Origin of the sequence: Oceanihabitans sp. IOP_32, assembly GCF_009498295.1 — a bacterium.
Taxonomy (GTDB): domain Bacteria; phylum Bacteroidota; class Bacteroidia; order Flavobacteriales; family Flavobacteriaceae; genus Wocania; species Wocania indica.
This window is the reverse complement of sequence record NZ_CP040813.1, coordinates 2236277-2250104: the sequence shown is the minus strand read 5'-3', so window position 1 is coordinate 2250104 and position 13828 is coordinate 2236277. Positions and strand designations below refer to the sequence as shown.

Annotated in this window: 10 protein-coding genes; 5 read left to right on the top strand and 5 right to left on the bottom strand. The window is 35.9% G+C overall.

Annotated features, from left to right (window positions below; translation table 11 throughout):
* Positions 1 to 292 precede the first annotated feature (292 nt).
* The 3 genes from aspA to FEZ18_RS09310 all read left to right on the top strand — a co-directional run bounded on the left by aspA (position 293) and on the right by FEZ18_RS09310 (position 4633).
* Complete coding sequence (aspA, locus tag FEZ18_RS09320; protein WP_153268055.1) at positions 293 to 1711, top strand: aspartate ammonia-lyase; 1419 nt, start codon at positions 293 to 295, stop codon at positions 1709 to 1711.
* A 168-nt stretch (positions 1712 to 1879) separates the two neighbouring features.
* Positions 1880 to 3790, top strand: coding sequence for a fumarate reductase/succinate dehydrogenase flavoprotein subunit (locus FEZ18_RS09315; RefSeq protein WP_153268054.1), 1911 nt, complete (start codon positions 1880 to 1882; stop codon positions 3788 to 3790).
* Positions 3791 to 3889: 99 nt separating this feature from the next.
* Positions 3890 to 4633 carry a succinate dehydrogenase/fumarate reductase iron-sulfur subunit gene (locus FEZ18_RS09310; RefSeq protein ID WP_153268053.1) on the top strand — a complete coding sequence of 248 codons (744 nt, stop codon included), beginning with the start codon at positions 3890 to 3892 and terminating at the stop codon, positions 4631 to 4633.
* A 332-nt stretch (positions 4634 to 4965) separates the two neighbouring features.
* Here the strand turns inward: FEZ18_RS09310 and FEZ18_RS09305 are convergent, their stop codons facing one another.
* The 5 genes from FEZ18_RS09305 to FEZ18_RS09285 all read right to left on the bottom strand — a co-directional run bounded on the left by FEZ18_RS09305 (position 4966) and on the right by FEZ18_RS09285 (position 11823).
* Positions 4966 to 5778 carry a hypothetical protein gene (locus FEZ18_RS09305; RefSeq protein WP_153268052.1) on the bottom strand — a complete coding sequence of 271 codons (813 nt, stop codon included), beginning with the start codon at positions 5776 to 5778 and terminating at the stop codon, positions 4966 to 4968.
* Positions 5779 to 5806: 28 nt separating this feature from the next.
* Positions 5807 to 6403: an N-acetylmuramoyl-L-alanine amidase gene (locus tag FEZ18_RS09300; RefSeq protein WP_153268051.1), complete on the bottom strand. Its 597-nt coding sequence runs from the start codon at positions 6401 to 6403 to the stop codon at positions 5807 to 5809.
* 299 nt (positions 6404 to 6702) lie between these two features.
* Positions 6703 to 8466, bottom strand: a complete 1764-nt coding sequence (locus FEZ18_RS09295) for an amidohydrolase family protein (RefSeq protein WP_153268050.1) — start codon at positions 8464 to 8466, stop codon at positions 6703 to 6705.
* A gap of 439 nt (positions 8467 to 8905) precedes the next feature.
* Positions 8906 to 11377 carry a TonB-dependent receptor domain-containing protein gene (locus FEZ18_RS09290; RefSeq protein ID WP_317164433.1) on the bottom strand — a complete coding sequence of 824 codons (2472 nt, stop codon included), beginning with the start codon at positions 11375 to 11377 and terminating at the stop codon, positions 8906 to 8908.
* Between the two features lie 32 nt (positions 11378 to 11409).
* Positions 11410 to 11823, bottom strand: a complete 414-nt coding sequence (locus FEZ18_RS09285; protein ID WP_153268049.1) for a DoxX family protein — start codon at positions 11821 to 11823, stop codon at positions 11410 to 11412.
* 221 nt (positions 11824 to 12044) lie between these two features.
* Between FEZ18_RS09285 and FEZ18_RS09280 the strand changes: the two genes are divergently transcribed.
* Both FEZ18_RS09280 and FEZ18_RS09275 read left to right on the top strand, forming a co-directional pair.
* Complete coding sequence (locus FEZ18_RS09280) at positions 12045 to 13076, top strand: sensor histidine kinase (protein ID WP_153268048.1); 1032 nt, start codon at positions 12045 to 12047, stop codon at positions 13074 to 13076.
* Complete coding sequence (locus tag FEZ18_RS09275; RefSeq protein ID WP_153268047.1) at positions 13073 to 13777, top strand: LytR/AlgR family response regulator transcription factor; 705 nt, start codon at positions 13073 to 13075, stop codon at positions 13775 to 13777. The genes FEZ18_RS09280 and FEZ18_RS09275 overlap by 4 nt, the downstream gene beginning before the upstream one ends.
* Positions 13778 to 13828 lie beyond the last annotated feature (51 nt).

Sequence of the window (13828 nt, the reverse complement as noted above, 5' to 3'; positions counted from 1 at the left end):
TTTGTTTTCATAGAGTTAAAATAACTGCTTTTGTTTATTTTTGAGTAGATATACATTATTACTTAATCACCGCGGTATTCAATTACGCTTTAATTTTTTTAAAATATGCGTTAAAATCATCAAAACTCATTTTAAATATGATTCCATAATCTGCACGGCTCCACTTGTACTAGAGGCGGTATTCTTTGCCTTATCAACTGGTGCTAGTGGGAGAAATAAATGAATAAAAAATATCCTTTTACAAACTTAAGACCAACAAGGGCAAGGCCCGAAAATAAAAAAATAATCACCTATGAGCACTAGAAAAGAAGAAGATTTATTGGGTTTTTTAGATATTAACAACGATGCCTTTTACGGTATACATACCCAACGCGCTATTAACAATTTTCAAATTTCCAAATTCAAAATAAGCGATTACCCTATTTTTATTACAGGGATGGTGCTTACTAAAAAAGCATGTGCTTGTGCAAACAAGGAATTAGGAACGGTTTCGAGCGAAAAAGCAGATATGATTATTGAGGCCTGTGACGAGATTCTTAATAATTTAGAAAAATACTTAACATATTTCCCTGTTGATGCTTTTCAAGGTGGTGCTGGCACCTCTGTAAACATGAACACCAATGAAGTTATTGCCAATGTGGCTCTAACATTAAACGGTTACCCAAAGGGGCGTTATGACATTATTAACCCAAATGATCATGTAAACCGATCGCAATCGACAAACGATGCCTATCCCACTGGTTTTCGTGTGGCTATATACAACTATATTGAACATCTCCTCGAAAAAATAAACATACTTATTAATGCTTTTAATTTAAAAAGCAGCGAATTTAAAAATGTTATAAAAATGGGCAGAACGCAGCTTCAAGATGCCGTACCCATGTCTTTAGGAGACGAGTTTTCTTCCTGGGCAGAAACCATGAAAGAAGAGATTAAAGTTTTAAAACATACCAGAGACCTTATTCTCACTTTAAATCTTGGAGGTACTGCCATTGGAACACGAGTAAATGCACCTAACGGCTTTTCAGAGCTTTCCATTTCGTATTTAAAACAATTCACCCAAGCAGATTTTGAAGAAGCAGAAGACCTTATTGAAGCGTCTTCAGACTGTGGGGATTTTGTAATGATTTCGGGAGCCTTAAAAAGAACTGCTATTAAAGTATCAAAAATATGTAATGATTTAAGATTATTATCCTCAGGACCCCGTTGCGGACTTAATGAAATTAACCTACCCGAAATGCAAGCAGGCTCTTCTATTATGCCCGCAAAAGTGAATCCTGTTATTCCAGAAGTTGTCAATCAGGTCTGTTTTAAGGTTATTGGTAACGACAGCACGGTGGCCTTTGCTGCCGAGGCTGGACAATTACAACTTAATGTTCACGAACCCGTTATGGCACAGTGTATTTTTGAATCGATCGAATTGCTTTCTAATGCCGTTGAAACCCTGGCTACAAAATGTATTTCTGGCATCACAGCTAATACAGAGCGCACCAAAGACATGGTTTATAATTCTGTAGGCATCATAACCTTTCTAAACCCTTATATTGGTCATCATATGGGTGATGTTATAGGTAAAGAAGCCATTACAAAAGGAAAAAACATTAGGGAACTTGTGCTGGAAAAAAAGTTGCTTTCTGAAGAAGAACTTGATAAAATTTTAAGTCCAGAAAACTTAATGACTCCTCAATACACCGCAAAACTAATCAAATAATTTGGGTGTTTAAGCGACGAGAAACTCAACGACAAAGAAGTGCATAACGCTTTAAAACAAATGAAGTAATATAAAATGTTGGTATAAAAATCTCATCCATTTTTAGAATATTATTGAGGATTGATTTAAGAGTCATTAATTTACCATTTTGATTAAAGTAGCTACTACATGAAATTAAATTCGAAAATACCAGAAGGCAGACTAGAAGATAAATGGAAAAACTACCAGCTAAAATCGCAATTAATAAATCCAGCGAATAAAAAGAAATTAAATATTATTGTGGTAGGCTCTGGATTATCTGGTGCAGGAGCAGCCGCGACATTGGCAGAGTTGGGGTACGATGTGCAATGCTTTTGTTATCAAGATTCTGCTCGAAGAGCGCACTCGGTAGCAGCACAAGGCGGTATAAATGCGGCAAAAAACTATCAGCATGATGGCGATAGTATTTATCGCATGTTTTTGGACACCCTAAAAGGTGGCGATTTTAGGTCGCGCGAAGCCAACACTTACAGGCTTGCCGAACTATCGGCTCCTTTAATAGATCATTTTGTGCAGCAAGGTGTACCCTTTGCACGAGAATACGGCGGTGTGTTGGTAAATCGAAGCTTTGGCGGCGTACAAGTGCAGCGTACCTTTTATGCCAGAGGTCAAACTGGCCAGCAATTATTACTAGCAGCCTATTCTCAATTATATAAAATGGTTAGAGCTAAAAAGGTGGAAATGCTACCAAGGCATGAAATACTAGATATCGTTCTAATAAAAGGCAAAGCAAAAGGTGTTATCGCCAGAGATTTGGCAACTGGAGCTATTAAACGCTTTGCTGCCGATGCCGTGGTTCTTGCAACGGGAGGATATGCCCGCGTTTTTAGACTATCTACCTTAGCCATTGGCTGTAACGGCAGCGCGATTTGGAAAGCGCATAAGCGTGGTGCTTATTTTGCAGCGCCTAGCTTTACTCAAATTCATCCTACTGCCCTTCCGCAGTCTAGTGATGCCCAGTCTAAACTCACTTTAATGTCTGAATCCCTGCGCAATGACGGACGTATTTGGGTTCCTACAAAACAAAACGACACAAGAGCACCAAACGAGATACCAGAAGACCAAAGGGATTATTATTTAGAAAGACGTTACCCCAACTATGGCAACCTAGCTCCAAGAGATATTGCCTCGCGTGCAGCCAAAGAGCGCATAGACAATGGTTACGGTGTTGGCCCGTTAAAAAATGCGGTGTATTTAGATTTTAAGCACGCCATAGAAAGGCTAGGCAAAAGAGTGATAGAAGACCGCTACGGAAATCTGTTTACCATGTACCAGAAAATTACGGGTATTAATGCCTACAACGAACCCATGAAAATCTCGCCAGCAGCACATTTCTCTATGGGTGGACTATGGGTAGATTACGAGTTAATGACTACCATACCTGGTTTATACGCCATTGGAGAATGCAATTACAGCGATCATGGTGCGAATCGATTGGGTGCTAATTCATTATTACAAACCTGTATTGACGGCTATTTTGTGTTGCCCAATACCATTAACAATTATTTGCAGGGTGAATTAGACCAAAACCACCCTGGCACAGAGCACCCTGAGTTTGCTAAAATTGAATATGAAGTGAAGCAGCAAATCAACAACATATTAGTAGTAAACGGAAACCGAACCGTAGACGACTTTCACCGTGAACTCGGTAAGGTTATGTGGCAAGAATGTGCCATGAGCCGCAATAAAAAAGGATTAGAGAGAGCTATTGAGCAAATAAAAAGCATTAGAAAAGCATTTTGGAATGATGTAAAAGTGACAGGAAACGACAATGAAATGAACACTGAACTAGAAAAAGCCCTACGTCTAGCCGATTTTTTAGAATTAGCAGAACTAATGTGTATAGACGCTTTACAACGTGAAGAATCTTGTGGAGCACACTTTAGAGAAGAATACCAAACCGAAGACGGAGAAGCCAAACGTAATGATAAGGATTTCGCCTATGTTTCGGCATGGGAATACAATGATGGTAATTTTAATCTGCATAAAGAACCATTACATTTTGAGTTCGAACAGCCCACTGTAAGAGATTACAAATAAATAGGCATATGAAAACATCCGGAACAAAAATTGATACCAAAGAATAAGGATTAAAAGGATGAAGGATGCGCCCAATGAAAAAGCAATACATATAAACACATGAAAGTTACATTTAAAATTTGGAGACAAGACGGGCCAGAATCAAAAGGTGTATTCAAAACTTATGAGGTTGATGCGCTTCATGCAGACATGTCGTTTTTAGAAGCTTTAGATCACCTTAACGAAACACTCGTTTTAAAAAATGAAAAAGTAATTGCTTTCGAGCATGATTGCAGAGAAGGCATTTGCGGCCAATGTGGTGTGTTTATAAATGGACGAGCACACGGCCCACACGATAATATAACCACCTGCCAATTACACCTGCGAAGCTTTAAAGACGGGGATACTATTATAGTAGAACCCTGGCGAGCCACCGCTTTTCCTATTATAAAAGACCTTATAGTAGACCGCTCAGCCTTCGATAGGATTATAGAGCAAGGCGGCTACATAACTGCAAAAACAGGCACAGCACCAGAGGCGAATGCCATTCTTGTTTCTAAAGACATATCAGATCGTGCTATGGATGCCTCAGCCTGTATTGGTTGTGGTGCTTGTGTGGCCACCTGTAAAAATGCCTCTGCCGTATTATTTACTTCGGCAAAAATAAACCATCTTAACCAATTGCCTCAAGGCGAACCAGAAGGCCAACGTCGTGTTATTGAAATGATAAGACAAATGGAACTCGAAAACTTTGGCAGTTGCACCTTTACTGGTGCCTGCGAAATAGAATGTCCAGCAGAAATCTCCATGAGCAATATTGCAGAAATGAATGCGAGATTCATTAAAGCAAAATTATGGGGTTAAGGCGTTAGTATCGGACTAAATATTTAAGCGTTACATTAAAATTTTGGAAGTGTATCATAATTACAAAATAAATTAGAGTTCTCTAAATTATAAAGAGGATTATGCACATACAACTTCAATAAGGTTTAACTGAAATCTGACTAAAATTCTTTCTGAACATGAATTACCGTTGTTTTTGTAATTTATTTTAGTTTTGACACCAATTTAATTTTGAGATCCGACATGGCTCATAAACCATAATGCTGTGAGATAGTTTAGCCTCAATAAATTTGGACTGGGCTTATAAATTCTAAAATAAAACCTTAATCTTTTGTCAGCTTTATAAGGCCGCTTTACACGTCTAAAAAATCTGAAGCTTCCCTTCTATCGTCTCTTGAGGGCTTAACATGGTCGTCAAGAATACCCATTTTGGCGTAAAAGCCTTCTATAATATCAGAACTGTATTTTCCTGCAGACTTAGACAAAGCCTCACCTAATGTGTTTCTGCTCACAACATTTTTAGCGGCGTAAAGAACGGATTGTGAATCCTTAAAAACATCTTTATTTATTTCATCAGACATGAAAACCTGAAATGGTTGCGGCGTTAATTTATCGGAGTTATCTGCCATATACTTCTTCACTTTTTCTGCCGCCTCCAAAATTTTAGTGTAATTCTCAAAACTAAACTCGCCCGGCCCTGGAAGTATCTTTAAAATATTGGGAGAGTTAATTCCTATGCCGTTTATTTCATATTCTACTTTTGCTAATCCTAATTCAGCAGCAGCAGCTATTGCACCAAAATTAAAACTTGTTTTCGATTGAATATCACTTACTTTCAAAACAACTCTTAAGCCTGCGCCCCAACGCGTTCCATAAATCTTTCCTCCAATAGGGTTTGTTACTATTTTTTCTGTAAACAACATGGCTTCATAACTTAAAACAAAAGATTTAAAACTGCCATAAACAGATCCAATACCAATACCCAGATCTAAAGCTGTTTGAATATTTAAAGTACTTTGAATAACTTTAAATTGCGCAAAAGGATCATCATCAGCATCTAATGCAACAGGTTTTAATTCCTCTGCATTTTCCATTAAAGCTAATGCATAAAAAGAGCCGTCTTCTTTCCGTAAAGGGTTAATCGGAAACCAATTTAAATTTGCCATAATTCGTCTGTTTTAGTTTGTTTAATGTTTAAAACAATCTTAATTTTACTTGTAAGATTGCTTCTATATGGTACTTAATAATTCTTTCTCTGCCTTCTTTGGTCATTAAAATGGTCTTGCATTCTTCCTCATTATCCATAAAGAAATTCTCTGTTAAAATCGCTGGCATTTGCGTTCTGGTTAGAACATAAAACCGACGTTCCTTATCCAAATCCCCATCTGTAAAATCGGTCCGTAATACTCTATTGGGAAATTCATTTTTATAAGCATTTCCAAAAACCGTAGCTATTTTATCGCTTTTTGTGTTTCCAGGAGAGGTGAAAATTTCAGAACCTCTTCCGCCACCTGCATTAGAATGGATGCTTAGAAAAAAACTGCTATCTGAAGCGTATTTATTTGCTCTGTTAATTCGTGTTTCTAAACGCACATCTCTATATTCTGGAGCTATATTAACATAGGGAATTTTGAGCTTTGTTAATCTTTCAACTATCCCATTAACAATAGCTCTATTGAATTCCCCTTCAAAAAGTTGCGAACCATCATTCCATATAGGACTTCTTTTTCCTTTGGTTTGATAATCTGAATTAATTATTCCTCCATGGCCATTATCTAGAAGTACAATCATTTTTTTGAAGTTTTATATTCATACTTTTTTGTGCTGCAATATTAACCTCTTGTTAAAATTAGTCTTGCAAAAAACCTAAATACCAGCAATTTACTGAAGCTCTTAAATTTAATAAAACTAAGGTAAGGCTATTTTCAGTGATTACAGCAAAATTTCACAGTCAAGACACTTAATTATAACGGTTTAAAAACAGTTCTATTTTAAAAATACGATACTTTCAATGTTGAAAATAACGTACATTAAAAATGTAGCTAGATGAGTTGTTTATAATAGGTGTTTGAAAACAGCGTATTATCTAATCATGGTAAATTCAAAAAACGCTTAGGGTTATAGTGCGCTATTTGTTGCCATTTGGTTAACCCAAGCGTGTTTTGCATATCCATCCAAAATTGTTTTTCAGTCTTATGATTACTAACCACATAAAAATCGGTGCCAAAAAGGATGCGCTCTGTAATATTTGGATTGTCCATAATTTCAGAGAGCAGATTCAAATATTTCAAATCGTGTAAAGTATAGCTGATATCTGCATAAACATTTTCAAAATTTAGCATCATAGACGAAATAATAGAAAACCAATCCACATGATGCCAAGTATTATAAAGGATGGTTAAATTATCTAAGCGGTTGGTAAGATCTAAACCAATTTCCGGCTTATTAATTATCGCATTGGCATCCCTAAAGCGGTCTTGAGATAGGAATTGATCCCAGTACTCTGAACCTCCATAATGCGCTAAGTTTATTTTAAGTCGGCTTAAGTTGCGTTGTAATTTACCATTTTTATAACCAAATAATGTATTTAGGTCTCGATCATTATGATAATCAAGAGTGGCTTTTAAAAAAGGCTCATGGAGCAGGCATAAATAATTTAAAGGATGCGTAAAATTACTTTGAAAGTCCTTATTCTTGAGTTGATTTAATAACAGACGCTCAATAATAGGTTTTCCATGAGCATCGTTGTCGATAATTTCATTAAATACAGGGTGGTAGTCGAATTTTTTGTTGACCTCCTTTCCTATATCCAAGTGTAAGTCTTTAAGTTTTCCGCGATAAAAGATGGGCCCGACAGAGCAATGGGTTGTGATTGGAATATCTTGTTGAGCGCAGTAAAGCCAAAGTGTTAAAAGATCCTTATCAAATGGATAGTAACCCAAGGCCGGATAAATTTTAATACCAACACAACCGCCTTTAAAATAAGCATCAACCTTGCACTCATTTAGTGTGATAGCGTTAGGTTTTGAAGTATTAAAACTTAAAAAAGGATCGTCTGCATTTTGTGCTCTAACACGCCGCGGATCTATAAAAATAAAAGGTAAAGCCGTATTTGGATTATTTGCTTTTAAGCGCAACACTTCTTGCATTTGCTCCAGATAAGAAATATTTACGGGTCCAGCATGCATAAACTCCATATCCATAGGGAGAATGACAAATTTTGATCCCTCAGGATATTGTTGTTCTAAATCGTTAAAAACATGAGCTTGATTAAGTTTGCCCGTAAATCGAATGATTTTGATATAGCGCAACAAAAACTCAAGGCGTTCCTCACCAATCATCTTTTGAATACGCGACCAGAGATAACGGCCTAGTCGTTGTCTAATATTCTTAAAAACAAGAACAATTCCCAACAACAAAAAAATGGTATTCCAAGTATTATCTATTTTGGGCATGGGCGGATAAAGGTACAGACTGTTTAAATCGCACAACCACCCGAATAGTAGGGTGCCTTTTAGCAATGAGCTGAGTAAATTAAGCAAATAGTGAAAAAAAACCAACCAAATCGCAGTTTTAAAAAGCGGATAAAGGACATTAATTACGGGAGTATCTCTAAAAAACTTCATGGAAGCATAAACCCGCCTCTTCATATTTTTTCCTTTGTATGTAAAGTCATTCTTGTCTCTATCCAGATAAGCCTTAATCAAGGCCAACACCAAGTTAGTTTCTAAAATCCAATACAAAGGCCAAGCAACAAAACGCTTAGAAATATATTTTGGTGTATGATCTTTGGTAAACGTATGGGTGTGCGTATTAATGATGGGTAATTCTGTTTCAACGTTAGTTAAAGGCATAATGTTGATTTTAATTAATTGTAATCACTTTTGCATTAATATGGTTTTGGGAGCAAATTCAGCAAACTAATTTACCTTTTAAACAAGATTAAGTTAATAAAAATTTTTGGTTCTAATTTAAAAACTGTGAGAATATGAAAATTAACAAATTTCAAAATGTCCAGTAAACCTTAAATTTACTGCATAAAAAAACCCTCACATTGCTGTGAAGGCTTATCTTTTTTAATAGTGAGGAACAGCACTCGAATCTGTGACCTTTGGGTTATCAACTTCAGGGTAAGAGGTGCTAAAATCATCAAAAACCATGATTTTTACTGATTTCGGGTTTTGCTACTCATCAAATTACCCTACACCCCTTTAGAAACTAATTATATGAAAATCAATGTTTTAAGAAAACTTAAAAAGATCACAACTTTTGTCTACTCAAAAGTTAAATTGCTTAAAATTCCCCGTCATCATCATTTTCTCGATTACCCTGCTGGCGTCTCTGCTTTTGTTGGTTAAACCTATACGTAAAAGACAAATTGAATGAGCGTGAACGCCATTGGAATTCGCTCTCGCTAATAAACGTATCGGTGTTTGTTAGCGAATTTCTTTTACGCGAATTAAACAAGTCGCTTATATTAAAACCAATGGTGGCATTATCGTTAAATATATCTTTACTAAAAGCTAGGCTAACAGACAATATATCTTCTGTTTCGGTCTGTGCATTATTCGATGGGCCACGGTAAAAAGCACTAGTTTGCCAGTCTATTTTGTATGGTAAGCTAACCTTAGCGCTACCTCTAGCAAAATAACTCGTGTTTTTTGCGCCATAATCTACGCCATTAAAAGCGCCTTCTGTATTAAACTGAAAGAAATTAAAACTGCCGTTAAATCTTAACCATTTGGCTGGATTGTATAACACGCCTGCCTCAAAACCAATTCGTTCATTCGTACTTAAATTAATTGGTAACATTCTAATAATTGGTATGCCATTTGGAGTTTCGTTTCCTGTGTCTTCCTGTATGCGTTCAAAAGCATCTGTTTCATACTGGTAATAAACAGAGGTGGTTAAAGTGAGCTTGTTCCATCGTTTCAAATACCCCAAATCAAAGGTGCTAGAATAGGCGGGATCTAAATTGGTGTTCCCTTGAAAGATATTAGCTTCACTAGAACGCGAAGGAAACGGGTTAATCCAGCGGCCTCTCGGTCTGTTAATTCGTCGGTTATAACCTAAAGTAATATTTTCTCTTTCATTAAGCTCATAAGTTAAATTTAAGGTTGGAAATAAACCGGTATACGACTTATCGAAATCGATATTGAGTGCCTCATCTTGACTGGTCTCAGTATTCACTGCATCTACTTCACCTTTTAATTGGGTGTGTTCTAGCCGCAAACCTGCCAAAAATGAAAATTTACCAAACTTATTGCCATATTGCGTATACAGTGCGTTCACATTCTCGTTATAAGTAAACATGTTAGACAAGCCATTATCCCGTACAAAAATACCGCCAGCAATCTCTTGCTCAGTAAGCTCGTAATCTGTTGTGGTTTCTGAAAAATTTCCGCGATAACCCGCTTCAAATTGTGCGTTTTCCCCAATGGGAAGCACATAATCCACTTGAGCTAAATATTCTTCTTGGTTCTCATCGATGGTTATAAATTCTGATGGAAGCAGTTGTGCACTCGGAAATGTATTGCGTTCTTCTATGAGCGAGGTTTCTGTTTCTTTTCCGTTTTCATATTGCAAATCGGCTTTTAGTTCATGGCCATCATCATTAAATTTTGTGATGTAATTTAATGCAAATTGATAGTTTTCATCGGTTTCAGACTCGTATTCAATACGGCTTCTTTGTATAGCCAATACATTTAACCTATCATATTCGCTAGCCATATTAAGCGTTTCATCATCACCACTACCACGCGAGTAAAAACCAGAAGCTGTAAGAGATGTTTTTTCTGAAAAGAAATACTCCATACCTAAATTGGTATTAAAATTTCTACCTATACGGTCCATGTCCCTCGTTTCTGTAACTAAAGGGTTAACCATAGTATTAGAACGGTATTGGTTATTAAAAATAGCGTATCCTTGCGACTCGCGATAGCGCCAACCCGTGGTATTAAAAATATTGAATTTATCGGTGCGTAAATTAATATTTCCGCTAATACTGGCGCTGGAAGGATCTCCTACATTGGTTTGTACAGAGCCGTTTAAACCCAAAGTTTTTTCTTTACGCAGTATGATATTTAAAATTCCTGCAGTTCCTTCGGCATCATATCGCGCCGATGGTGAGGTAATAACTTCTACCCTATCAATCGCATCTGCAGGTAGTGCCCGTAAAGCATCAGTAGATCCAAAACCTGCAATGGCAGAAGGCTTGCCGTTTATTAAAATTCTTACGTTTTCATTCCCTCTTAATGCAATGGCACCGTCCATATCTACCGTAACAGAAGGCACATTAGAAAGGGCGTCACCAACATTGGCACCACTGGTGGTAAGGTCTTTACCAATATTATATATTTTCTTGTCTAGCCGTACTACAACTTCGGTAGTCTCAGCGCGTATTACCACCTCATCAAGTGCTTGTAAATCTTCAGCTAATTTCACTGTAGGTAGTCTTGTGTTTGTAGTCAGGTTTTCATTCTCTAATGTTTTTGTGGCAAAACCAATAAACTCAAAGGTGACTTTGTAAACACCAGCTGGTACTTTAATGGCATAATTTCCCTCTAAATCTGTAATACCGCCAGTTACAATTTCACCTTTTTTATTTGTAAAGGCCACGGTTGCATACTCTAAAGCTGCGCCTGTAGAAGCTTCAATTATTTTCCCTGTTATGGTGACTTCTTTTCTGTTTTCGTTTGGGTTTTGGCTAAACGAAACCATGGCAATACACAAACCAATAAGGGTACTCAAATATTTTTTCATCATTCTATTTTTTTTACAATCTTTTTATTGATTAACTATTTGTTTTTACTTTTTAAGACATAATCCAATGAATATTTACCTGGACCAGTAAAAAACAAGGTCAAATAACTAACACCAAAAAGCAAGGCTTTTTCCATACCACCAAAACCATCTGAGCCATGCACCACAAACGCAGCCACGAACATAGTTATAATAAGGGGAAGCAAAGCCCATCGCGTTAACAAACCTAAAACTAGTAATATGCTACAAATAACTTCGGCAATAACAGTTAAAGCCAAAGAAGGTATCGCCCCAATACCAAAAGGATCTGCAAATTGAATGACTTCTTCGCCAAAAAGTCGCTCCCATTTCCCTAGACCGTGGGCAAATAACATGGCAAGACCTAAAAACAATCTTAAAATTAATAGACCAAAATCATGATAAGTGGCCTTTACTGAATTTTTAATCATACTGTTGTTTTATTTAAATGTTCACTAAATTTTATTTCAAATGGAATAGTGCAAAGAACTATCGATTATCTATATAATTAAAATATTATCCCGCAAACGACTTATCTTTTACCTTCAAATACAAATATTTTTACAGTCATTAACTTGCTGTTTGCCGTATTAATAGTGTTGGTGAGACATGTTTTGAACTCATAATTCTAAAAATTAATTACTTTTATACCATGCAGAACAAAATATACACCTCGCATGTCAATCTAAAAGAGCTTATTTTTCAAATCTTGCTTCATATCATGGTGTTTATATTTTTTGGATTTGATAGACGCTTGCCAGGAATAGAATCGCACCAGGTGTACTTTTTTCTTAACTATGCTTTAGCAGCACTCATTATTAATTATGTGTTATTACCGTATTATCTCTATAAAAATCGGTATTTACAATTTTCTATTTATACCTTAGTTATTGTAGCGCTTGTTATTTATGTAGAAGAAGCCATTTTAGAACAGTTGTTTTATCCTGACACACGGGGTAAAAAATTTATGGGTGTATTCTATAATTTGTTAAGTACGATGCCAACCGTAACCATATTAGTTGGTTTTAAATTTGCTTGGGATGCGCTTAAAAAACAGCAAGAAGTTATTAAATTGAGAAACTCGGTAAAAGAAAGTGAGTTGCAATTTTTAAAATCGCAGATTAACCCGCATTTTTTATTCAATAACTTAAATAATATGTATGCTTATGCTGTGGAAAAATCGCCAAAAACGCCAGAGATAATTCTCGAACTTGCCTCTGTGCTGCGCTATATGCTTTACGAAAGCAAAGCGCGTTTTGTGCCACTTAAAAAAGAAATGGAGCATATAGAAAACTATATTAACTTAAGTAAACTGCACATTGAAGGGCGTGGTGTGGTAGATTTTAAATTAGAAATTCCGCCTTCTAATTTTAGAATAGCACCTTTAATACTTACCGTATTTATTGAAAACGCTTTTAAACATAGCGCTTCTAGCCAGACCAATAACATTGCTATTAGCATAACAGCCAATCTAGATGCGCATGGTATGCTTCATTTTACATGTAAAAACAACTTTCTAGAACAGAGCAATACCACTAGTTTGGATAGCGGAATAGGTTTAAAAAACGTTAAAAAACGTTTAGAATTAATTTATCCTAAGGCCCATACGCTTGAGATTAGAACCGAAAACGACTTTTATTTAGTCGATTTAAAGATAGATTTAAGTAAATGCCAAGAAGAATGAATTGCATTATCATAGAAGACCAATTACCCGCTCAACGTATTTTAAAAAAATATATAGAAGATATTGGGTCGTTAACCTTGGTAGGAAGTTACACTGATGCCCTTAGCGCCTTAAACGTTTTAAACTCTAAACGAATAGATTTGATGTTCTTAGATATTCACCTCCCAAAATTATCTGGAATTGAGTTTTTAAAAACCTTATCGCATCCACCACAAGTCATTTTAACGACAGCTTTTCAAGATTACGCGATTGAAAGTTACGAACTTAATGTAATTGATTATCTTCTAAAACCTTTTTCTTTTCAGCGTTTTGTAAAAGCAGTTTCAAAGGTTAGCCATGTGCAACACAATAAGATTGCAAATGCAGATATCCATCAAAAAAATACCGTAGAAGATATTTATATAAAAAGCGGTTACGACCATATACGCATTAAGACTGAAGATATTTTATATATCATATCAGATTCTGATTATACCGAAATACATGTTCATGATAAGAAATACTTATCTTCGGAGTCCTTGCGCTACTGGGAGGAATTTTTACCTCAAAATACCTTTACACGCGTTCATAAGTCATACATTATAAATACGAAGAAGATTATAAAAGTTTCTGGAAATCAAATATTTTTAGAAAAAAACAATAGCATTCCAATAGGCAGAGCGTTTAAAAAAGATTTTATGGAACGTTTTTTACCAATTTAATTTTGAAATGTCGTATGATTAATTTGAATTATTTTTTGTTAAAATAAGATA

Excerpts from the sequence above, each read along its gene's own strand:
- FEZ18_RS09310 (WP_153268053.1), top strand. The coding sequence starts at position 3,890 with ATGAAAGTTACATTTAAAATTTGGAGACAAGACGGGCCAGAATCAAAA.
- FEZ18_RS09275 (WP_153268047.1), top strand. The coding sequence starts at position 13,073 with ATGAATTGCATTATCATAGAAGACCAATTACCCGCTCAACGTATTTTA.
- FEZ18_RS09280 (WP_153268048.1), top strand. The coding sequence starts at position 12,045 with ATGCAGAACAAAATATACACCTCGCATGTCAATCTAAAAGAGCTTATT.
- aspA (WP_153268055.1), top strand. The coding sequence starts at position 293 with ATGAGCACTAGAAAAGAAGAAGATTTATTGGGTTTTTTAGATATTAAC.
- FEZ18_RS09315 (WP_153268054.1), top strand. The coding sequence starts at position 1,880 with ATGAAATTAAATTCGAAAATACCAGAAGGCAGACTAGAAGATAAATGG.
- FEZ18_RS09290 (WP_317164433.1), bottom strand. The coding sequence starts at position 11,377 with ATGATGAAAAAATATTTGAGTACCCTTATTGGTTTGTGTATTGCCATG.
- FEZ18_RS09300 (WP_153268051.1), bottom strand. The coding sequence starts at position 6,403 with ATGATTGTACTTCTAGATAATGGCCATGGAGGAATAATTAATTCAGAT.
- FEZ18_RS09305 (WP_153268052.1), bottom strand. The coding sequence starts at position 5,778 with ATGGCAAATTTAAATTGGTTTCCGATTAACCCTTTACGGAAAGAAGAC.
- FEZ18_RS09295 (WP_153268050.1), bottom strand. The coding sequence starts at position 8,466 with ATGCCTTTAACTAACGTTGAAACAGAATTACCCATCATTAATACGCAC.
- FEZ18_RS09285 (WP_153268049.1), bottom strand. The coding sequence starts at position 11,823 with ATGATTAAAAATTCAGTAAAGGCCACTTATCATGATTTTGGTCTATTA.